Raw genomic sequence first — 20,057 nt, 5'->3', positions numbered from 1 at the left:
AATGGCTTATTTTGTGCCGAACATGCGATCGCCCGCATCCCCTAGCCCAGGGACAATATATCCATGGTCGTTCAGGTGGCTATCCAACGAAGCTGTGACGATTGGAACGTCGGGATGCGCCTCTCTCATGCGCTGCACCCCCTCGGGCGCCGCCAGAAGGCACAGGAATCGGATGTTCTTGGCCCCCGATTGTTTCAGAAGATCAATCGCCGCGACGCTGGAATTGCCGGTCGCCAGCATGGGATCAACCACGATGCAGATGCGTTCATCCAGACGGTCCGGCACCTTGCAGTAATACTGCACGGGTTGCAGCGTTTCCGGGTCACGATACAATCCGACAAAGCCCACGCGCGCCGCCGGGATGAGCTCCAGAATACCGTCCAGCAGCCCGTTGCCCGCCCGCAAAATGGAAATCAGCGCCAGTTTCTTGCCATCCAGCGTGGGGGCATCCATCGGCTGAAGCGGCGTTTCGATGCGGGTGGTGGTCATGTCCAACTCGCGCGTCACCTCATAGGCCAGCAGCAGGCTGATCTCTTTCAGCAGGCGACGGAACCCGGCGGTCGAGGTATTCTTGTCGCGCATGATGGTCAGCTTGTGCTGCACCAGCGGGTGGTTCACGACAGTCAGATGTTCGGTCATGCGCGGGGCTCCAGTCTCTTGGCAAGTTTCTCTTTGGTGTCGCGGTCGCAGAAGGCGGCGTCAAGCGCGGTGCGGTTGAGCGTGTCGAACACGCCCTGATCCCAGTCGAAGGCATCGGCAAGCCGGTCCCATTCGCGGGTCATCGTGGTGTGGAAGAACGGCGGATCATCGGTGGACACCGTGACCTTGACGCCCCGGTCATAAAGTTGCCCGATCGGGTGCTTGCGCCAGTCGCGGTAGATTCCCAACGAAATATTCGAGCCTGGGCAAACCTCCAGCACCGTGCCGCGTTCGGCCAGTTCATCGACCAGCGCCAGATCCTCGATAGCCCGCACACCGTGGCCGATGCGGCTTGGTGCCAGCGCCGCCAGTGTGTCGCGGATGTGCTGTGGTCCGCGCCATTCCCCGGCATGCGCCGTCAGCCCCAGCCCGGCCTCGCGGGCGCAATCGAAGGCCCATGCGAAATCTTTCGGCTCGCAGATCATTTCATCCCCGGCGATGCCGAAGCCGGTGACGAAACGCCCGGCGGTTTCAGCAGCACAGATCGCCACGTCCCGCGATTTTTCCGGGCCGAAATGACGGATCGGCGTGATGATGGCGCGCAGCGTGATGCCCATTTTCGCCTCGGCCTCTGCCGCCGCATCCTCGATAGCGGCCAGATAATCGCGCCATGCCGTCACATCCCGGCCACCGCAGAAATCCGGGCTGAGAAAGGTTTCGCTATAGATCACGCCATGGGCGGCGCTTTCTTCCAGCACGGCCAGCGTGAGGCGACGGTAATCCTCGGGGCTGCGCAGAACCGAGGTCGCAGCCTCGTAGACGCGCAGGAAATGCCGGAAATCACGCCAGGCATAACCGCCGCCTTCGTCGAAGATGCCCGAGATATCCTCGCGCTTTTCTGCCGCCAGCCCCCGGATGAAGGCGGGCGGGGCCGCACCTTCCAGATGCAGGTGCAATTCTATCTTGGGTTGCTCTTTCAGCGTCACAGGAAGCTCCGCCCCGGCCCTTGCGCCGGGATGTCCAGATGGGTGGCAATGCTCGCGGCGACATCGGCGAAGGCGCAAAGCCCAAGGCTGCCCGCGCCCCGACCGGCAATCAGCACAGGCACCCGTTCGCGCGTGTGTTCGGTGCCACGCCATGTGGGATCATTGCCGTGATCGGCGGTGAACAGCACCATGTCACCGGGGCGCAACCGGGCCAGAAAGCCCCCTGCCCGCGCATCGAACCATTCCAGCGCGCGGGCATAGCCTGAAACGTCGCGGCGGTGGCCATACAGGCTGTCGAACTCGACAAAGTTCGCAAAGATCAAGCTGCCCGGCTCCGCCTCATCCGCCAGCCGATCCAGATGATCGAAAAGTGCAGCGTCGTCCTTGCCCTTGTGCAGCTTGCCAATCCCGCGATGCGAGAAGATGTCGCCGATCTTGCCGATGGCATGGGTCGGGCGCCCGGCATCCTGCACCCAGTCCAGCAGCGTGGGCGCGGGCGGCGCGATGGCAAAGTCCCGGCGGTTGGCCGTGCGGCTGAAGCTGCCCGGCTGGCCGACGAAGGGCCGTGCAATTACGCGCCCCACACGCCGGGCATGCAGCAGAGGTGCCAGCCCCTCGCACAGCGCGATCAGCCGGTCGAGGCCAAAGCTTTCCTCATGCGCGGCGATCTGGAACACGCTGTCCGCCGAGGTATAGCAGATCGGCCAGCCGCTGCGCATGTGTTCGGCGCCCAGCCGGTCAATGATCTCGGTGCCCGAGGCGTGGCAATTGCCAAGGATCCCGTCAGTCCCCGCCAGACGGCAGACCTCGGCCACGAGGTCTTGCGGGAAGGCGGGCACGGTTTCGGGAAAATAGCTCCAGTCCCAGGGAACTGGCACACCCGCCAGCTCCCAATGGCCGGAGGGTGTATCCTTGCCATGCGAAACCTCGGTTGCCGCGCCCCAAAGGCCGGTCGGCACCGCGCCCAGCCCCGGCACCCGCGCGTCCGAGGCCAGTTGCAGCGCCGCCCCCAGCCCCAGCGCATCCAGCACCGGCATCCGCAAGGGCCCGCTGCGGCCCTGTTCGGCCCGCCCCGCCGCACAGGCTTCGGCAATATGGGCGACGGTATTCGCGCCCTCGTCCCCAAAGGCGGCGGCATCCGGGGCACCGCCAATGCCCAGACTATCCATAACAACCAGAAACGCGCGGCTCATGCGGCGATCCTCTTCCATACCAAGGGCGGCGGTTCTGGCCGATCCTCGCTGATCCGACAAGCGGCAACAACCGCCGCCGCAGCCACCTCTGCCGCAGCCTCGGATTGCGCATGCACCACCGCCAGAGGCAGGCCGCGGAAAATCTCGGTCCCGATCTCGGGCAGCCCCGCAAGGCCAACAGCCGGATTCACCCGGTCACCATCGCGCAAGCGGCCACCGCCCAGATGCACCACGGCCTCGCCCAGACGGAACCCATCCACCGCCGCCAGAAAGCCCGCTTCGGGTGCCGGAACCGGGCGCATGACGGGGGCGGAGGGCAGCCTGTCGGGCCAGCGGTCCACGAAATCGGCAGGCCCACCCTGTGCGGCGATCATCCGGCCAAAACATTCCGCCGCGGCCCCGCTTTCCAGTGCCTCGGCCACCAGCCCCTCGCCCTCAACAGCATCGGTGGCAAGGCCGGCCAGCGCCAGCACCTCGCCGCCCAAGGCTGCGGTCAGCGCCCCAAGGCGGGTGCGCAGCGGGCCGCCGGTCAGCACCTCCATCACCTCGATCACCTCCAGCGCATTGCCGGCCGAGGGGGCCAGCGGCTGCGTCATGTCGGTAATCAAGGCGGAAGTCTTGCACCCCGCCCCGTTCGCCGTGCTGACCAGCGCGCGGGCCAAAGCCTCCGCCTCGGCCCCGGTTTTCATGAAGGCCCCTGACCCGGCCTTCACATCCAGCACCAGCGCCTGCAACCCCGCCGCCAGCTTCTTCGACAGGATCGAGGCAGTTATGAGGTCGATGCTTTCCACCGTCGAGGTCACATCGCGGATCGCGTAAAGCCGCCGGTCCGCCGGGGCGATGTCGGCGCTGGCGGCGACGATGGCGCAGCGCACCTGACCAAGCTGCCGCCGCAGCGCCGCTTCGTCCAATCCGGTGCGGAACCCCGGTATTGCCTCCAGCTTGTCCAATGTGCCGCCGGTATGGCCAAGGCCACGGCCCGAGATCATCGGCACGCAGGCCCCGCAGGCGGCCAACGCAGGCGCCAGCAGAAGCGATACGCAATCGCCGATGCCCCCGGTAGAATGCTTGTCGATCACCGGGCCGGGCAGATCCCAGCGAAGCACCTTGCCGCTGTCGCGCATCGCCTGCGTCAGCGCCACGCGCCCCGCCTCGCCCAGCCCGCGCAGAACCACCGCCATGGCAAAGGCCCCGGCCTGTGCATCCGTCACCTCGCCCGAGGCAAGGCCGTGTGCGAACCAGCGCAGGTCTTCGGCCCCCGGATGCTCGCCGTCGCGCAAAGTGGCGATGATCGCGCGGGCGTCGGTCATGTGCGGTCCATGTGCACGGCACTGAAACGACCGGGCAGCAACTCGGCCACGCTGGTCCGCATCTGCGCCCCCTCGGTGGTGCAGAGCGTGACGGGCACATCGCCCGCCGCAAATTCGGCCAGCTTCTGACGGCAGCCCCCACAGGGTGGCACCGGGTCCGGGCTGTCGGCGATCACCAGCGCCTCGGTGAACCGGGTTTCCCCCGCCGCGACCATCGCGGCAATGGCGCCCGCCTCGGCACAGGTGCCCTCGGGGTAGGCCACGTTTTCCACATTGCAGCCGGCATAGACAGCGCCCGAGGCCCCGCGCAGTGCCGCGCCCACCTTGAAGCGCGAATAGGGCGCATAGGCATTCTCGCGCACCGCCGTCGCGGCATGCAGCAGGGCAGGATCGGGGGTGGACATGGGTGCCTCACGAATTTGACCAACAGGTCGGATTGTGCGGCAGCCCCGCGTCGCGCGCAAGCCGCCGCCCCGGCCGGGCGCCTGCCCACTTGCGGTTTTCCGCGATTGCGGCGACCCGGCGTTGACGGCACAGTATGGGGAGGGAGCAGATGCGGCATCCGGCGCATAGGCGCCATGCAGCGCGCAATGCCGCTTTTTATTGAGTGGAGAATCTGGTTTAACCCTAAACCAGATTTCGGGAGGACGGAATGGACGAGACCCGCCAGGACAGCGCGCGTCAGGCCGCGCTGGATTATCACGAATACCCCAAACCGGGAAAGCTGGAGATCCGGGCAACCAAGCCGCTGGCCAATGGCCGCGACCTGTCGCGCGCCTATTCGCCCGGTGTGGCCGAAGCCTGCCTTGAGATCAAGGCCGATCCATCCACCGCAAGCCGTTACACCACAAGGGGAAATCTGGTAGCCGTTGTGACAAATGGCACTGCCGTCCTAGGCCTTGGCAATATCGGCGCGCTGGCCTCCAAGCCGGTGATGGAGGGCAAGGCCGTCCTTTTCAAGAAATTCGCCAATATTGATTGTTTCGACATTGAACTAAATGAACCGGACCCGGTGAAGCTGGCCGATATCGTCTGCGCGCTGGAACCGACTTTTGGCGCCATCAACCTTGAGGACATCAAGGCCCCCGACTGTTTCGTAGTGGAAAAGCTGTGCCGCGAGCGAATGAACATCCCTGTGTTCCATGACGACCAGCACGGCACCGCCATCGTGGTGGGCGCCGCCGCGACCAATGCGCTGCATGTCGCGGGCAAACGCTTCGAGGACATAAAGATCGTCAGCACCGGCGGCGGGGCGGCGGGCATTGCCTGTCTGAACATGCTGCTGAAACTCGGGGTGAAGCGCGAAAACGTCTGGCTTTGCGACATTCACGGTCTGGTCCATGAGGGCCGCGAGATCGACATGAACCCGCAAAAGGCCGCCTATGCCCAAGCCAGCGACAAGCGCACGCTGGGCGAGGTGATCGACGGCGCCGACATGTTCCTCGGCCTCTCCGGCCCCGGCGTGCTGAAACCTGAAATGGTGGCGCGCATGGCGGAAAACCCGATCATCTTTGCGCTGGCCAACCCGACGCCGGAAATCCTGCCCGACGAGGTGCGCGCCGTCGCCCCCGGCGCGATCATCGCTACCGGCCGCAGCGATTTTCCCAATCAGGTCAATAACGTGCTGTGCTTCCCCTTCATCTTCCGGGGGGCGCTGGACGTTGGCGCGACGCAGATCAATGACGCGATGCAACTTGCCTGTATCGAAGGCATCGCGGCACTGGCCCGCGCCACCACCAGCGCCGAAGCCGCCGCCGCCTATCGTGGCGAAAAGCTCAGTTTCGGGCCGGATTACCTGATCCCCAAACCCTTCGACCCCCGGCTGATCGGCGTCGTCGCCAGCGCGGTGGCGAAAGCCGCGATGGAGTCGGGCGTCGCCACCCGCCCCATCGACGACCTTGCCGCCTATCGTGAACGGCTGAACGGCTCGGTCTTCAAATCGGCACTGATCATGCGCCCGGTGTTCGAGGCCGCGCGCAATGCCGAACGCCGCATCATCTTTGCCGAGGGCGAGGATGAGCGCGTGTTGCGTGCGACCAACGCGATGCTGGAGGAAATGACCGACAAGCCGATCCTCATTGGCCGCCCCGAGGTCATGGCCCGGCGCTGCGAACGCGCGGGCCTGCCGATCCGCCCGGACCGGGATTTCGAGGTCATCAACCCTGAAAGCGACGCCCGTTACCGCGATTACTGGGGCAGCTATCACGAGCTTATGGCCCGGCGCGGCGTTACACCCGATCTAGCCCGCGCCATCCTGCGCACCAATACCACCGCCATTGGCGCCATCGCGGTGCATCGTGGCGATGCCGACAGCCTGATCTGCGGCACCTTCGGACAATATCTCTGGCATCTGAACTACATCTCGCAGGTTCTGGGCCGGGGTAACCTGTCGGCACATGGTGCGCTCAGCCTGATGATCCTTGAGGACGGGCCGCTGTTCATCGCCGATACCCAGGTGAACCCGATCCCCACCCCTGAACAGATCGCCCAGACCGCGCTGGGCGCCGTCCGCCATGCCAAACGCTTTGGCGTGACACCCAAGGTCGCGCTGTGCTCGCATTCCAACTTCGGCAATCTGGACAGCGATTCGGGCCGCCGGATGCGCGAGGCTCTGGCACTTCTGGATGCGGAGACCCGCAGCTTCATCTATGAAGGCGAGATGAGCATTGACGCCGCGCTGGACGCCGATCTGCGCGCCCGCATCTTCCCCGGTTGTCGGCTGGAAGGGACCGCGAATATCCTGATCTTCGCTTATTCCGATGCGGCCAATGCCGCGCGCAACATGCTGCGGATGAAGGCGGGCGGGCTGGAGGTCGGGCCGATTCTGATGGGCATGGGCAACAAGGCGCATATCGTGACGCCCTCGATCACGCCGCGCGGGCTTTTGAACATTTCAGCCCTCGCCGGAACACCGGTGGCGCATTACGGATGACAGGGATGGCGGCCGAAGCAAGCGGCCGCCGACTCACCCAGTCCGGCATCTGGAACTGCAAACCCTGAAGAATTTGCAAACTTCCCCTGCGATCCAACAAAATTAGGCATTTGCAGGGAGTTTGCATAACTTTGCCGATGCTGGATCGCATATTTCTGCAAATTTCTGGCCTGCACCTGCGGTCGTGACCGGTAACACCGTTGCGGCAATACCCGGACGTCGCGTAACAATCCGTCAAACCGGAGGAGGGTGCATACCATGGCATACAGGGAAATCTACCAAAGCTGGAAGGCAGACCCGGAAGGCTTCTGGATGAAGGCTGCCGGGGCGATCGACTGGGTGAAACCGCCGTCGCGCGCCCTGAATGCCGACCGCGCGCCCCTGTACGAATGGTTCACCGATGCGCAGGTCAACACCTGCTGGAACGCCGTGGACCGCCATGTCCTCGCCGGGCGCGGCAATCAGCTGGCCATCATCCATGACAGCCCCGTCACCCACCTGCGCAAGGGTATCACCTACAAGGAGCTGCAAACCCGCGTCGCCAGCCTCGCCGGCGCCCTGCGCGCCAAGGGTGTGGAAAAGGGCGACCGCGTCATCATCTACATGCCGATGATCCCCGAAGCGCTGGAGGCAATGCTGGCCTGTGCCCGTCTTGGCGCCATCCATTCGGTCGTGTTCGGCGGGTTTGCCGCCAATGAACTCGCCGTGCGGATCGACGATTGCAAACCCAAGGCGATCATCGCGGCAAGCTGCGGGATCGAGCCGAACCGCATCGTACATTACAAGCCGTTGCTCGACGGCGCCATCGAACTGGCCACGCACAAGCCGGATTTCTGCGTGATCTTCCAGCGTGAACAGGAAGTGGCGAAACTGGTCGAGGGCCGCGATGTGGCCTGGCACACCTTCCAGTTCGGGGTGGAGCCGGCCGAATGCGTGCCGGTCGAGGGCGATCACCCGGCCTATATCCTTTACACCTCTGGCACGACCGGCCAGCCCAAGGGCGTGGTGCGCCCCACCGCAGGCCATCTGGTCGCGCTGAACTGGACAATGCGCGCCGTCTATGACGTGGGCGTTGGCGACGTCTTCTGGGCCGCCTCGGATGTGGGCTGGGTCGTCGGTCACAGCTATATCTGCTACGGCCCGCTGATCGCCGGCTGCACGACCGTCGTCTTCGAGGGCAAACCCGTCGGCACACCGGATGCAGGCACCTTCTGGCGCGTCATCAGCGAAAACAAGGTGAAAAGCTTCTTCACCGCCCCCACCGCGCTCCGCGCCATCCGCCGCGATGATCCCGAAGGAGAATTCATCGGCGAATATAACCTCAAGCACCTCAAGGCCCTCTACCTTGCCGGTGAACGCGCCGACCCCGACACGATCCAATGGGCGCAAAAGCACCTCGGCGTGCCGGTGATCGACCACTGGTGGCAAACCGAAACCGGCTGGGCCATCGCCGCCAACCCGCTGGGGATCGAGGAACTTCCCGTCAAGCTTGGCTCGCCCTCGGTGCCGATGCCGGGCTATGACGTGCAGGTACTGGACGAAGGCGGCCACCCGGTCTCCGCAGGCACGCTCGGCGCCATCGCGGTGAAACTGCCGCTGCCCCCCGGCACCCTGCCGACGCTGTGGAACGCCGATGACCGCTTCAAGAAAAGCTACCTCAGCCATTTCCCCGGCTATTATGAAACCGGCGATGCGGGCTATATCGACGAGGACGGCTATCTCTACATCATGGCGCGCACCGATGACGTGATCAACGTCGCGGGCCACCGCCTCTCGACCGGCGCCATGGAAGAGGTGCTCGCCTCGCATCCGGATGTGGCCGAATGCGCGGTGATCGGGGTCAGCGACACGTTGAAAGGCCAGTCGCCGCTCGGCTTCCTCTGCCTCAAGAAAGGCGCCAACACCCCGCATGACGAGGTGGTGAAAGGCTGCATCAAACTGATGCGCGACCGTATCGGCCCGGTGGCCGATTTCAAACGCGCCGTCGTGGTGGATCGCCTGCCCAAGACCCGCTCGGGCAAGATCCTGCGCGGCACCATGGTCAAGATCGCGGACAATGAAGATTACAAGATGCCCGCGACCATCGACGACCCGGCGATCCTTGACGAGATCAGGCTCGCCCTGCAAAGCCTCGGCCTCGCCAAAGGCTGACGCGCAGCCGCGCCCCTGCCACGGGGCGCGCGCCTTGCCCTTTGCTTCTTGCAAAAATACTCCTGCAACGGCGGCCAGAAGTGCCGCCGTTTCACATGAATTGCTCGTGCGTCAGCCGCTCTTCCAGCCCATGCCCCGGATCGAACAGCAGCCGATGACAGACGCTTGGCTCCGACCGGATCTCCACACTCAGCACATCGCGGAAAGACCGGCTGTCGGCATCCGCCATGACCGGCCGCTTCGCTGCCTCCAGCACATCGAACCGCACCACCGCCGTCTTGGGCAGCAACGCCCCGCGCCAGCGGCGGGGCCGGAAGGCGGCCATCGCGGTCAGCGCCAGCACATCGGCACCGATCGGCAGGATCGGTCCATGCGCCGAGTAATTATAGGCGGTCGATCCCGCCGGTGTGCAGACCAGCGCCCCGTCGCAGACCAGTTCGGCCATCCGCTCGCGTCCGTCCACGCTGATCCTCAGCTTGGCGGCCTGCGGCCCCGCGCGCAGCAGGCTCACCTCGTTGATCGCCAGCGCATGATGCTCGCGCCCCGAGGCGGTGACGGCATGCATGGCCAGCGGATTGATCACCGTCTCTTCCGCCGCGCGCAGCCGGTCTTCCAGCGCCTCTTCGGAATAGGCGTTCATCAGAAAGCCGATGGTGCCGCAATTCATGCCATAGACCGGCAGGCCAAGGCTCTGCGTCTCGTGCAGGGTCTGCAACATAAAGCCGTCGCCCCCCAATGCCACGATGACATCCGCAGACCGGATCGGCGCATCGTCATAGCGGTCGCTCAGCGCTGTATAGGCGGACAGCGCCGAAGCGCTTGTACTGGCCCGGAAATTGATCCGCATGGCATCCTTCCTCGATCCTTCCGCCAGTCTTGCGGGGCGGCAGGCGCAAACTCAAGCCTCTGCGGTGCAGCGCGACGGAAAAGTTTCCGATAGGCGACATTCTGTTCGTTTGAATTCGGGTCCATGTCGGTTTCTACCCTTCCCTGTCGCTTGGGGCATGGTCTAAATGACCGCGAATCCGCCCTTCCTTGTCAGGAGACGCCCATGACCGACATCCGCGATCCCGGTTTCTTCACCGAAACCCTCGCCTCCCGCGACCCCGAGCTGTTCGGCTCGATCACCGACGAACTCGGCCGCCAGCGGGACGAGATCGAACTGATCGCGTCGGAAAACATTGTCAGCCGCGCCGTGATGGAGGCGCAGGGCTCGGTGATGACCAACAAATATGCCGAGGGCTATCCGGGCAAGCGCTACTACGGCGGCTGCCAGTTCGTCGACGTGGCGGAAAACCTTGCCATCGAGCGCGCCTGCAAGCTGTTTGGCTGCACCTTCGCGAACGTCCAGCCGAATTCGGGCTCGCAGGCCAACCAGGGCGTGTTCAACGCACTGCTGAAACCGGGCGACACCATTCTGGGCATGAACCTCGCCTCGGGCGGTCACCTGACCCACGGCGCCGCGCCGAACCAGTCGGGCAAATGGTTCAACGCCGTCCAATATGGCGTGCGCCAGCAGGACAGCCGCATCGACTATGACGAGGTCGAGCGTCTGGCCGATGAGCACCAGCCCAAGCTGATCATCGCCGGCGGTTCGGCCGTGCCGCGCCAGATCGACTTCGCCCGATTCCGCGCCATCGCCGACAAGGTGGGCGCCTTCCTGATGGTGGACATGGCGCATTTCGCGGGCCTCGTGGCTGGCGGTCAGCATCCCTCGCCCTTCCCCTATGCCGATGTGGCGACCACCACCACGCACAAGACCCTGCGCGGCCCGCGTGGCGGCATGATCCTGACAAACAACGAGGATATCGCCAAGAAGGTCAATTCGGCCATCTTCCCGGGCATCCAGGGCGGCCCTCTGATGCATGTCATCGCAGCCAAGGCGGTGGCCTTCGGCGAGGCGCTGCGGCCCGAGTTCAAGGCCTATGCCGCGCAGGTGGTGGTCAACGCGCAGGCGCTGGCCGACCAGCTGATGAAGGGCGGGCTGGACATCGTGACCGGCGGCACCGACACCCACGTCATGCTGGTGGACCTGCGCCCGAAAGGCGTGAAGGGCAATGCGACCGAGAAGGCACTGGGCCGCGCCCATATCACCTGCAACAAGAACGGCATCCCCTTCGACCCTGAAAAGCCGACCGTGACCTCGGGTGTCCGTCTGGGCACCCCGGCGGGCACCACCCGCGGCTTCGGCGAGGCCGAATTCCGCCTGATCGCTGATTGGATCGTGGAAGTGGTCGATGGTCTTGCCGCGAATGGCGAGGATGGCAATGGCGAGGTCGAGGCCGCAGTGCGCGCCAAAGTCGCCGAACTCTGCGCCCGCTTCCCGCTCTATCCCGGTCTCTGACCGGCGCGGGGCCCCGGCACGCCGGGGCCCCGAATTTCTTGCAAAAACTTTCCTGAAAAGTTTTGCCTCCTGACCCGGCGTTCCGAGTAATCCCGATGCCCCATGCCCCGCACAGCACCCGGCTGGAACGCCGTCTTGGCGACTGGGCGCGCGCACGGCTGCCGTTCGGTCTGGCCGAACTTGTGATGTTCGTTCTGAAACAGGGCTGGGCTTGCCTGTTTGGCGGCCTGCTGCTGATCGCCATTCTCGCCACCCGTGCGATCTGGTCGCCTGACTGGGCCCTGCATCGCTATGACGCGCTGTTCCTGTTTGCCGTCGCCACGCAGGCCATATTTCTGTGGAAAGGGCTGGAGACATGGGAGGAAGCCCGCGTCATCCTGCTGTTTCACCTGACAGGCACCGCGATGGAATGGTTCAAGGTCGGCGCCGGATCATGGTCCTACCCCGAGCCAGGCCTGTTCAAGCTCTGGGGCGTGCCACTGTTTTCCGGGTTCATGTATGCCAGTGTCGGCAGCTACATGGCGCGGGTCATCCGGCTGTTCGACATGCGCTTTGCCCCCTATCCGCCGTTCTGGCTGACCGTGGTGTTTGCGCTGGCCATCTATGTGAATTTCTTCGCGCATCATTTCCTGCCCGACATCCGGGTCGCGCTTTTCGCTGGATCCGTGCTGCTGTTTGCGCGCACGCGAATCTGGTTCCGCATCTCGGACCGCGACTGGTGGATGCCGCTGCCGGTGGCGGCTTTTCTGTCGAGCCTGGCGCTCTGGCTCGCCGAGAACATCGGAACGGCCACGGGAACCTGGCTCTATTCCGGCCAGGTCGCGGGCCAGATCGTCAGCTTTGCGAAGCTGGGCTCTTGGTATCTGCTGCTTTACGTCGCTTTCGTCACGGTTACGCTGGTCAGCCGCTCCGCCCTGTATCCGCAGTCGCCGCCCCCTACATCAGCCCGCGCATCTTCAGAACCAGCACAACCAGCCCGGCCACAACGATAAGACCGAAGGCCACCTGCGCAAAGATCGACATCATCGCGCCCTTGCGGCGGGCCGACGCCCCCAGCGGCGACAGATGGCGGAGGCAGATGTCATAGGCTTCAGCCACCTCGCCTTCGTCCACCTGCAACAGAAGCTTCGGGTTTTGCGACATATGCGCCGCCTCGGCCAGCCGCTCCGCAGCGACCCGGACCTTGCGCGGCAGGCGACGCCCGCCGCGGCCCAGTTTCTCTGCCAGACCATTGCCCTTGATGCGCAGCCGGTCCTCCATCAGCCCCGCAACCCGGTCTGCCATCTGCTGAATGGTAATCGCGCCCATCTGTGCCTCGTCTGCCCTTGCCCGGCGGTCTGGCACCGCCCTTGCGCGGCAGATTACGCTTGCAGGCGCAAGGCATCAACCGCTCTGGCGGCCGCAGGAAGGCTCGGTTATTTCTGTGCCATGCTGAACACGATCCATTACCCCGCCGTAACCGCCTCGGACCTGCCGCCCATCCTTATTGTGCACGGGCTTTACGGCTCGGCGCGGAACTGGAACGTCATCGCCCGCCGCCTGTCGGAACGGCGCACGGTGCTGGCGGTGGATATGCGAAATCATGGTGAAAGCCCGCGTTTCCCGACCCACAGCTACCCCGACATGGCCGCCGATCTGGCCGAGGTGATCGCGGCGCATGGCGGGCAGGCCGATGTGATCGGGCATTCGATGGGGGGCAAGGCATCCATGATGCTGGCGCTGACCCATCCGGGCCTGGTGCGGCGGCTGGTAGTGGCTGACATCGCACCCGTGCCCTATGCGCATGACCAGACGCAATACATCACTGCGATGCGTGGGCTGAATCTGAACGACCTTGCCACACGCGGCGAGGCTGACCGCAGGCTTGCGGAAACCGTGCCCGAGGCACCGCTGCGCGCCTTTTTCCTGCAATCCCTGGACCTGAAGGCCGAAGGCGGACCGCGCTGGCGGTTGAACCTAGATGTTCTTGAGGCGGAGATGCCCAAGATTGTGGGCTGGCCCGATCCGACAGGGCAATTCGACGGGCCAACCCTGTTCCTGACAGGGGGCGACAGCCATTATGTGAAGCCGGACTACCGCCCGGCGATCCGCGCGTTGTTTCCCAACGCGCATTTCGCCAAGCTGCCGGGGGCCGGGCACTGGCTGCACGCCGACAAGCCGCGCGAGTTCGAAGAGACGCTGAAAGTGTTCCTCGACGCCTGAACGCGCTTACTCTGGCGGGCGGGCCATGCGCTGCATCAGCCCGTCCCGCAACACGAACTGATGCCACAGCGCACCCGCCACATGCAGGGCGATCAGCCCCAGCAGCACGGCTTTCAGCACTTCATGTACCTCGGCCGCGCTGGCAATGCCGCCAAACCATACCATGCCGCCGGTCACCGCAAGGGCAATCATCGCCACATAAAGCCCGGCATGGACCAGTTTGGCCAGCGGGCGAAGGATCGCCGGGCCGCCCTCGATCGGCGCAGGCGCGCCGCGGCGGCGATGCAACACGATCCGCCACACCGCGAAAACCAGCACTGCGATGCCACCAGCCACATGGCCGGCAACCAGAGGATCAAAGGCCGGGCTGCCCCCCTGTCGCAGGCTGCGCCACGCGGCGGAAATCGCGTCGTGGCCTATGAACTGCCACGCAATCACGGCAAGGGTCAGCCAGTGCAGCACGATCTGGCTGCGGGAATAGCCTTTGGGCATGGGATACTCCGGGGTGTTGCGGCCATGGCGCCATGGCACTGTTTACAGCCCATGATACGCCAGCTTCATGCGTTTCCGTCGCGGCTCAGCCTTCGATCTGTCGGGCGACAAGCCAGCTGACCGGGATCGCCACAACAAAGCCGACCGCCGCAGCCACCAGAATGGCTTTCAGCGTCACCAGTCCCATGGTCAGGGCGGCGACAATCCCGATACCCATGAGCGAGGTAGACGCCATGGAGAAGATGATCATCATCAGACGGTTCATTACATGCCTCTTGTCATCCGGCGCGTTCGCAGCCACCCGATCACGGCGGCGCGAGCGGCGCATTGATCCGCATCAACCGCTGACACGGCGTTCTGCCCGAAAAGAGTGGCAAAGCGTCGCGGCGCGCTTGACGCCCCCGCGCTACGCCCGAAGACTGCGCCGACCCGAACCGAGCGAACCCATGTCCCTGACAATCGACAGTGCCGAATTGCGCCTTGTGCGCCTGCCCCTCGTGACGCCCTTCACCATCTCCACGGGCACCATGACGGAAAAACTGTTCCCGTTGCTGACGCTTCGTGCGAATGGCATCGAGGGCTATGCCGAAGGGGTGATGGACCCCTTACCCGACTATCTGGACGAAAGCCTGCCCGGCGCGCTGGCACTGCTGCGCACGGTGCTGATCCCCGGCGTTCTGGGGCGGCGGCTGGCCAATCCGCAGGCGATCACGCCGCTGATCGCGCCCTGGCGCGGGCATCGCATGGCGATTGCCACGCTGGAAATGGCGGTCTGGGATCTGTGGGCGAAATCGCTGGGCCTGCCACTGGCCGATGTGCTGGGCGGCGCGGGCAACAGTGTCGAGGTCGGGGTGTCGCTGGGCATCGGGCCGATCGACGAAACCATGAACCGCATCGCGGCTCATCTGGATCAGGGCTATCGCCGGATCAAGCTGAAGGTGAAACCGGGACACGACCTCGCGCTTTTGCGTGCCGCGCGGCAGGAGTTTCCCGGCGCCCATCTGACCGTCGATGCAAATTCCTGCTATTCGCTGGCCGATACGGCGCTGCTTCAGCAGATGGATGCCTTCGATCTTGACTATATCGAACAGCCGCTGGCCTGGAGCGACCTCCACGATCACGCTACGCTGCAAGCCCGTCTGCGCACGCCGATCTGTCTGGATGAAAGCATCCGCACCGTGCAGGATTGCCGCAAGGCCCTGCAAACCGATGCGGCGCGGGTCATCAACATCAAGGTCGGACGGTCGGGCGGCTATATCGAAAGCCTGCGCATCCATGACCTGAGCGCGGCCTTCAACGTGCCGGTCTGGTGCGGCGGCATGCTGGAAAGCGGCATCGGGCGGGCGCATAATATCCACCTGTCCACGCTACCGAATTTTACCAAACCCGGTGACGTCTCCTCGGCCAGCCGCTATTTCCACCGCGACATCATCGAACAGAAGCTGGAAACCGAGGCAGGCTACATGGCCGTGCCGCGCGAAGGCGCGGGTATCGGCGTCACGCTTGATCGTGACTTCCTGAACCGTGTTTCCGATACGCCAGAGGAGTTCCGCCCATGACACTGGAAATCCGCGATCTTTCCGGCATGTCCGAATTCCGTGCGGCGGAAGAATTGCAACGGCAGGTCTGGGGCGAAGGCGACAAGGAAGACCCGGCCGATCTGATGATGGTGATCCAGCACGAGGGCGGGCTGGTCGCCGGGGCTTTCGAGGGTGACACGCTGCTGGGCTATGTCTTCGGCTTCCCCACCGCGACGCCGGGCGTGCAGCATTCGCACCGGCTGGCCGTTCTGGCGCGGGCGCGTGGTCTGGGGCTGGGTCTGCGGCTGAAATGGTATCAACGCGACTGGTGTCTGGCGCGGGGCATTACCCATGTGCGCTGGACCTACGATCCGCTGCGACTTGCCAATGCGGCGCTGAACATCCACCGGCTTGCCGCTTCCGCACAAACCTATCTGCCGGATTATTACGGCGAGATGGAAGGGATCAACAAAGGCGCCCCCTCTGACCGGCTGATGGCGGACTGGCATCTGCAAAGCCCGCGCGTGGTCGCGGCGGCGGCAGGGCAGCCGCTGACACCAAATCAGATAGCCGAAGAAATCGAGATCCCTGCCGATTTCGGTGACCTCCTGACCGGCGCCCCCGATATGGCCCGCGCGCTGCGGCTGGAGAACCGGGCGCGGATGCAAGCCGCTTTCAGCGCAGGGCTGCGCATCACCGGCTTCGATGCCAAGCGGAAATGCTATCTGCTGAGCCGTAGCTGACACCAAATTCCGACATTTCGAAGCAAAAGGATCGCCAGAAGCTGGCGGTCCTTTTGTTTTTCATACATTGCGGCGCAGGATCAACCGTTGAACAGGAAGTGCAGCACGTCACCGTCCTGCACCTCATAGGTCTTGCCCTCGACGCGGAACTTGCCCGCCTCTTTCGCGCCCGCCTCGCCCTTGCCGGCGATGTAATCGTCATAGGCAACGGTTTCGGCGCGGATGAACCCCTTTTCGAAATCGCCATGGATGACGCCTGCCGCCGCAGGCGCCAGTGTGCCCTTGGTGATGGTCCAGGCGCGCGCCTCCTTCGGGCCGACGGTGAAGTAAGTTTGCAGGCCAAGTAGTTGATAACCCGCACGGATCAGCCGATCCAACCCCGCCTCGTGCAGGCCCATTTCCTCAAGGAACATCGCCGCCTCGTCCTCGGGCAACTGGCTGATCTCTTCCTCGATCTTCGCCGAAATCACCACCGAGGCGGCACCGATCTTCGCCGCCATCTCGGCCACCCGGGCCGACTGGCTGTTGCCCTCTGCGGCCTTCGATTCCTCGACGTTGCAGACGTAAAGCACCGGCTTCGCAGTCAGAAGTTGCAGCATCCGCCATTGCTTCAGGTCATCCGCCGCGACCTGAACGCTGCGGGCGGGCTTGCCATCGTTCAGCGCGACCTGCGCGAGCGCGAGCAAACGATCCTGATCGGCCGATTCCTTGTCGCCGCCCTTCAGCTTGCGGGCAAGATTGGCGCGGCGGCGTTCGATCGACTCCAGATCCGCCAGCATCAGTTCGGTCTCGATGGTCTCGGCATCGGCCACCGGGTCGATGCGGCCCTCAACATGGGTGATGTCGCCATCTTCAAAGCAACGCAGCACATGGGCAATCGCGTCACATTCGCGAATATTGGCCAGAAACTGGTTGCCCAACCCCTCGCCTTTCGATGCACCGCGCACCAGACCGGCAATATCGACGAAAGTCATCCGCGTCGGGATGATCTGCTTCGACCCGGCAATGGCGGCCAGCTTGTCCAGCCGCGGATCGGGCACCGCCACCTCGCCCACATTCGGCTCGATGGTGCAGAAGGGGAAGTTCGCGGCCTGCGCGGCAGCGGTGCGCGTCAGCGCGTTGAAGAGCGTGGACTTGCCCACATTCGGCAGCCCGACGATGCCCATCCTGAAGCCCATGGCGATCCCCTTTCGAAACTCCGCCCGCTCTTAGGGCCTGCACGGCGGAATCGCAAGCACCGGCCCAAGCCCCATTGATTTCTGCCCCGCTTCGCGGCACATCGGAGCGGAGTGCAGAAGAGGACCGCCATGACCCGGATCGACGCCAAGTTCGCCGCCCTGAAGGCCGAGGGCAAAAAGGCCTTCGTCGCCTATATCATGGGGGGGGATCCGAATGCGGAAACCTCGCTTGAGGTGATGAAGGGTCTGCCGGGCGCCGGGGTCGATGTGATCGAGCTGGGGATGCCCTTCACCGATCCGATGGCCGATGGCCCGACGGTGCAGCTTGCAGGCCAGCGCGCGCTGGATGGCGGCATGACGATGGACAAGGTGCTGGGCATGGTGCGCGCTTTCCGCGCGGGCGACCAGACGACACCTATCGTGCTGATGGGTTACTACAACCCGATCTATTCGCGCGGCGTCGACCGCTTTCTGGCCGAGGCGAAAGAGGCCGGCATCGACGGGCTGATCGTGGTGGACTTGCCGCCCGAGGAAGACAGCGAGCTGTGCCTGCCCGCGCAGGCCGCCGGGCTGAACTTCATCCGCCTTGCGACGCCGACCACCGATGACCGCCGGCTGCCGAAGGTGCTGCAAAACACCAGCGGATTCGTCTATTACGTCTCGATCACCGGGATCACCGGCGCGGCGGCGGCACAGGCGGCCGATGTGGCGCCCGAGGTCGCGCGGATCAAGGCGGCGACCGATCTGCCGGTCGTGGTGGGCTTCGGCATCTCCACGCCCGAGAATGCGCAGGCCATCGCCGGCATCGCTGATGGCTGCGTCGTCGGCTCGGCCATCGTGAAGGAAATCGGCGCGGGCAAGCCGGTGGCCGAGGTGCTGAACACCGTGGCCGCACTGGCGGCGGGCGCTCACGCGGCCTGAGGGTTCGTCCCCTCGGGGAACCAATGGTCCACGGGCGGAAAGGCCGCGTCAAAGGCGCGGCGCCCGGCGGAGGTGAAGCGCAAGGCGCGGCTGCCCTCGACCCGGTGCAGCCAGTCCTGACCCAGCATGTGATCGAGCAGCGCGCGGCCCAGCGCCCCGGCCAGATGGCTGCGCCGCTCGCTCCAGTCCAGGCAATCGCGGCAGAGCACACGCCGCCGCCCGGCGCGCAGCGTGGCAAGGTCGATGCCGAAGCCGGTCACGAAAGCCGCGCCTGCCTCGGTCAGGGCCAGCCCTTCGGGCGCCGGGCCAAGGAAGCCGCGCGCCAGCAGGCTGTCGTAAAGCCGTATCCCCGCCTCGCCCGCCATGTGATCGTAACAGACCCGCGCCGCGCGCAGCGACGGATCGCGCGGGCCGGGGCGGCTGCGCAGATGGCCGCGCGCGGCGGCAAGACCCAGCAAAGCCTCCAGCACCCGCGCGACCTCGGCGCCGCGCAGGGCAAAATACTTGTGCCGACCGGACCGGCGCGGCACCACCAGCCCGCCTTCCTCCAGCCGCGCCAGATGGCCCGAGGCGGTCTGCACCGTCACCCCCGCCTCGGTTGCAAGCTCCGTCACCGTCAGCGCCCGTCCCGCCATCAGCGCGGTCAGGATATTGGCGCGCGCCGGTTCGCCGATCAGCGCGGCGATGCGGGCGAGGTCTGGACCTTCTTTCATCACGGCGTCCTCCACAGTTCGATCATGGCCGAAACATTACCTTCACACAATCGGGCACAAGCGGATGTGAAAGGAGGGTCCCATGCTGACCTGTATCATCCGCTACCACATCGACCCTACGAAGAAGACCCAGTTCGAGAGCTATGCCCGCATCTGGGGGCAGGCGATCCCGCGTTGCGGCGCCGATCTGATCGGCTATTTCGCGCCGCATGAAGGGTCGTCCACGCTGGCTTACGGCATCTACAACATCCCCTCGCTGGCAGAATACGAGGCCTATCGCGCCCGGCTGGCCGCCGATCCGCTGGGGCGTGAAAATTACGAATTTGCCCAGCAAGAGCGCTTCATCCTGCGCGAAGATCGCACCTTTCTGCGGCTGGCCTCTGCCCCGCACGGGGGCGGCGCATGATCGCCGTCATCTTCGAGGTCACCCCTGCGCCCGATGCACGCGATAGCTACATCGCCAAGGCCGCCGATCTGCGGCCGCTGCTGGAGGGGATCGACGGCTTTCTGGGAGTGGAGCGGTTTCAAAGCTTGACAGACCCCGGCAAGCTGCTCTCGCTGTCTTTCTTTCGGGACGAGGATGCGGTGCGCGCATGGCGCGAAACCACAGAACACCGGCTGGCGCAACAGGCCGGGCGCAGCGGGCTGTTCACCGCCTACCGGCTGCGTGTGGCCGAGGTGCGGCGCGACTATGGGTTGCATGACCGGACCGAAGTGCCGGGCTGACGGGAAA

21 protein-coding genes are annotated in these 20,057 nt (G+C 64.9%); 10 read left to right on the top strand and 11 right to left on the bottom strand.

Features of this window, described 5'->3' with window-relative positions:
- Window positions 1-6: 6 nt before the first annotated feature.
- From upp to D2N39_RS11140, 5 genes are read right to left on the bottom strand one after another with little or no spacing between them, the layout of a single operon-like run.
- Window positions 7-639, bottom strand: a complete 633-nt coding sequence (gene upp, locus D2N39_RS11160) for a uracil phosphoribosyltransferase (protein WP_119134856.1) — start codon at window positions 637-639, stop codon at window positions 7-9.
- Window positions 636-1,625: an adenosine deaminase gene (locus D2N39_RS11155; RefSeq protein ID WP_119134855.1), complete on the bottom strand. Its 990-nt coding sequence runs from the start codon at window positions 1,623-1,625 to the stop codon at window positions 636-638. Before D2N39_RS11155 ends, upp begins: the two co-directional genes overlap by 4 nt.
- The gene (locus tag D2N39_RS11150) at window positions 1,622-2,818 is read right to left on the bottom strand and encodes a phosphopentomutase (protein ID WP_119134854.1); all 1,197 of its coding nucleotides are present in this window, start codon (window positions 2,816-2,818) and stop codon (window positions 1,622-1,624) included. The genes D2N39_RS11155 and D2N39_RS11150 overlap by 4 nt, the downstream gene beginning before the upstream one ends.
- Entirely contained in the window at window positions 2,815-4,128 is a 1,314-nt protein-coding gene (locus D2N39_RS11145) for a thymidine phosphorylase (protein ID WP_119134853.1), read from the bottom strand. Before D2N39_RS11145 ends, D2N39_RS11150 begins: the two co-directional genes overlap by 4 nt.
- Window positions 4,125-4,532 carry a cytidine deaminase gene (locus D2N39_RS11140; protein ID WP_119134852.1) on the bottom strand — a complete coding sequence of 136 codons (408 nt, stop codon included), beginning with the start codon at window positions 4,530-4,532 and terminating at the stop codon, window positions 4,125-4,127. The genes D2N39_RS11145 and D2N39_RS11140 overlap by 4 nt, the downstream gene beginning before the upstream one ends.
- A gap of 248 nt (window positions 4,533-4,780) precedes the next feature.
- On the opposite strand from D2N39_RS11140, the gene D2N39_RS11135 reads away from it, so the two are divergent.
- Together D2N39_RS11135 and prpE are read left to right on the top strand one after the other, a co-directional pair.
- Window positions 4,781-7,060, top strand: coding sequence for an NADP-dependent malic enzyme (locus tag D2N39_RS11135; RefSeq protein ID WP_119134851.1), 2,280 nt, complete (start codon window positions 4,781-4,783; stop codon window positions 7,058-7,060).
- Window positions 7,061-7,318: 258 nt separating this feature from the next.
- A complete protein-coding gene (gene prpE / locus D2N39_RS11130; RefSeq protein ID WP_119134850.1) occupies window positions 7,319-9,211 on the top strand; it encodes a propionate-CoA ligase PrpE in 1,893 nt (630 codons plus the stop codon).
- Between the two features lie 91 nt (window positions 9,212-9,302).
- On the opposite strand, the gene D2N39_RS11125 is transcribed toward prpE, so the two are convergent.
- Window positions 9,303-10,058, bottom strand: a complete 756-nt coding sequence (locus tag D2N39_RS11125) for an NAD kinase (protein ID WP_119134849.1) — start codon at window positions 10,056-10,058, stop codon at window positions 9,303-9,305.
- A gap of 204 nt (window positions 10,059-10,262) precedes the next feature.
- Here D2N39_RS11125 and glyA point away from each other — a divergent pair, with 204 nt between their 5' ends.
- Both glyA and D2N39_RS11115 read left to right on the top strand, forming a co-directional pair.
- A complete protein-coding gene (gene glyA / locus D2N39_RS11120; RefSeq protein WP_119134848.1) occupies window positions 10,263-11,555 on the top strand; it encodes a serine hydroxymethyltransferase in 1,293 nt (430 codons plus the stop codon).
- Between the two features lie 95 nt (window positions 11,556-11,650).
- Complete coding sequence (locus tag D2N39_RS11115; protein ID WP_119134847.1) at window positions 11,651-12,547, top strand: DUF817 domain-containing protein; 897 nt, start codon at window positions 11,651-11,653, stop codon at window positions 12,545-12,547.
- Here the strand turns inward: D2N39_RS11115 and D2N39_RS11110 are convergent.
- On the bottom strand, window positions 12,492-12,863 hold the full coding sequence (locus D2N39_RS11110; RefSeq protein ID WP_119134846.1) for a hypothetical protein: 372 nt from the start codon (window positions 12,861-12,863) through the stop codon (window positions 12,492-12,494). The two genes, D2N39_RS11115 and D2N39_RS11110, sit on opposite strands and share 56 nt — an antisense overlap.
- A gap of 120 nt (window positions 12,864-12,983) precedes the next feature.
- Between D2N39_RS11110 and D2N39_RS11105 the strand changes: the two genes are divergently transcribed.
- The gene (locus D2N39_RS11105) at window positions 12,984-13,757 is read left to right on the top strand and encodes an alpha/beta fold hydrolase (RefSeq protein ID WP_119134845.1); all 774 of its coding nucleotides are present in this window, start codon (window positions 12,984-12,986) and stop codon (window positions 13,755-13,757) included.
- A 6-nt stretch (window positions 13,758-13,763) separates the two neighbouring features.
- On the opposite strand, the gene D2N39_RS11100 is transcribed toward D2N39_RS11105, so the two are convergent.
- Window positions 13,764-14,249: a cytochrome b gene (locus tag D2N39_RS11100; protein ID WP_119134844.1), complete on the bottom strand. Its 486-nt coding sequence runs from the start codon at window positions 14,247-14,249 to the stop codon at window positions 13,764-13,766.
- An 85-nt stretch (window positions 14,250-14,334) separates the two neighbouring features.
- Entirely contained in the window at window positions 14,335-14,514 is a 180-nt protein-coding gene (locus D2N39_RS11095) for a CTP synthetase (RefSeq protein WP_119134843.1), read from the bottom strand.
- A gap of 181 nt (window positions 14,515-14,695) precedes the next feature.
- On the opposite strand from D2N39_RS11095, the gene menC reads away from it, so the two are divergent.
- On the top strand, window positions 14,696-15,808 hold the full coding sequence (gene menC / locus D2N39_RS11090) for an o-succinylbenzoate synthase (RefSeq protein ID WP_119134842.1): 1,113 nt from the start codon (window positions 14,696-14,698) through the stop codon (window positions 15,806-15,808).
- A complete protein-coding gene (locus D2N39_RS11085; protein ID WP_119134841.1) occupies window positions 15,805-16,512 on the top strand; it encodes a GNAT family N-acetyltransferase in 708 nt (235 codons plus the stop codon). The genes menC and D2N39_RS11085 overlap by 4 nt, the downstream gene beginning before the upstream one ends.
- Before the next feature lie 80 nt (window positions 16,513-16,592).
- Here D2N39_RS11085 and ychF read toward each other — a convergent pair whose 3' ends face one another.
- Window positions 16,593-17,690, bottom strand: a complete 1,098-nt coding sequence (ychF, locus tag D2N39_RS11080) for a redox-regulated ATPase YchF (RefSeq protein WP_054302396.1) — start codon at window positions 17,688-17,690, stop codon at window positions 16,593-16,595.
- A 129-nt stretch (window positions 17,691-17,819) separates the two neighbouring features.
- On the opposite strand from ychF, the gene trpA reads away from it, so the two are divergent.
- Window positions 17,820-18,611, top strand: coding sequence for a tryptophan synthase subunit alpha (gene trpA / locus D2N39_RS11075; RefSeq protein WP_119134840.1), 792 nt, complete (start codon window positions 17,820-17,822; stop codon window positions 18,609-18,611).
- On the opposite strand, the gene D2N39_RS11070 is transcribed toward trpA, so the two are convergent.
- A complete protein-coding gene (locus D2N39_RS11070) occupies window positions 18,599-19,324 on the bottom strand; it encodes an ArsR/SmtB family transcription factor (protein ID WP_119134839.1) in 726 nt (241 codons plus the stop codon). The two genes, trpA and D2N39_RS11070, sit on opposite strands and share 13 nt — an antisense overlap.
- Window positions 19,325-19,406: 82 nt before the next feature.
- On the opposite strand from D2N39_RS11070, the gene D2N39_RS11065 reads away from it, so the two are divergent.
- Entirely contained in the window at window positions 19,407-19,730 is a 324-nt protein-coding gene (locus tag D2N39_RS11065; protein ID WP_119134838.1) for an NIPSNAP family protein, read from the top strand.
- On the top strand, window positions 19,727-20,050 hold the full coding sequence (locus tag D2N39_RS11060; RefSeq protein ID WP_119134837.1) for an antibiotic biosynthesis monooxygenase family protein: 324 nt from the start codon (window positions 19,727-19,729) through the stop codon (window positions 20,048-20,050). The genes D2N39_RS11065 and D2N39_RS11060 overlap by 4 nt, the downstream gene beginning before the upstream one ends.
- The last annotated feature ends 7 nt before the right edge of the window (window positions 20,051-20,057 follow it).

The organism is Gemmobacter lutimaris (genome assembly GCF_003570715.1).
Lineage (GTDB): Bacteria > Pseudomonadota > Alphaproteobacteria > Rhodobacterales > Rhodobacteraceae > Gemmobacter > Gemmobacter lutimaris.
The sequence above is the reverse complement of the archived record's forward strand: the minus strand, read 5'-3'. Positions and strand labels throughout refer to the sequence as shown.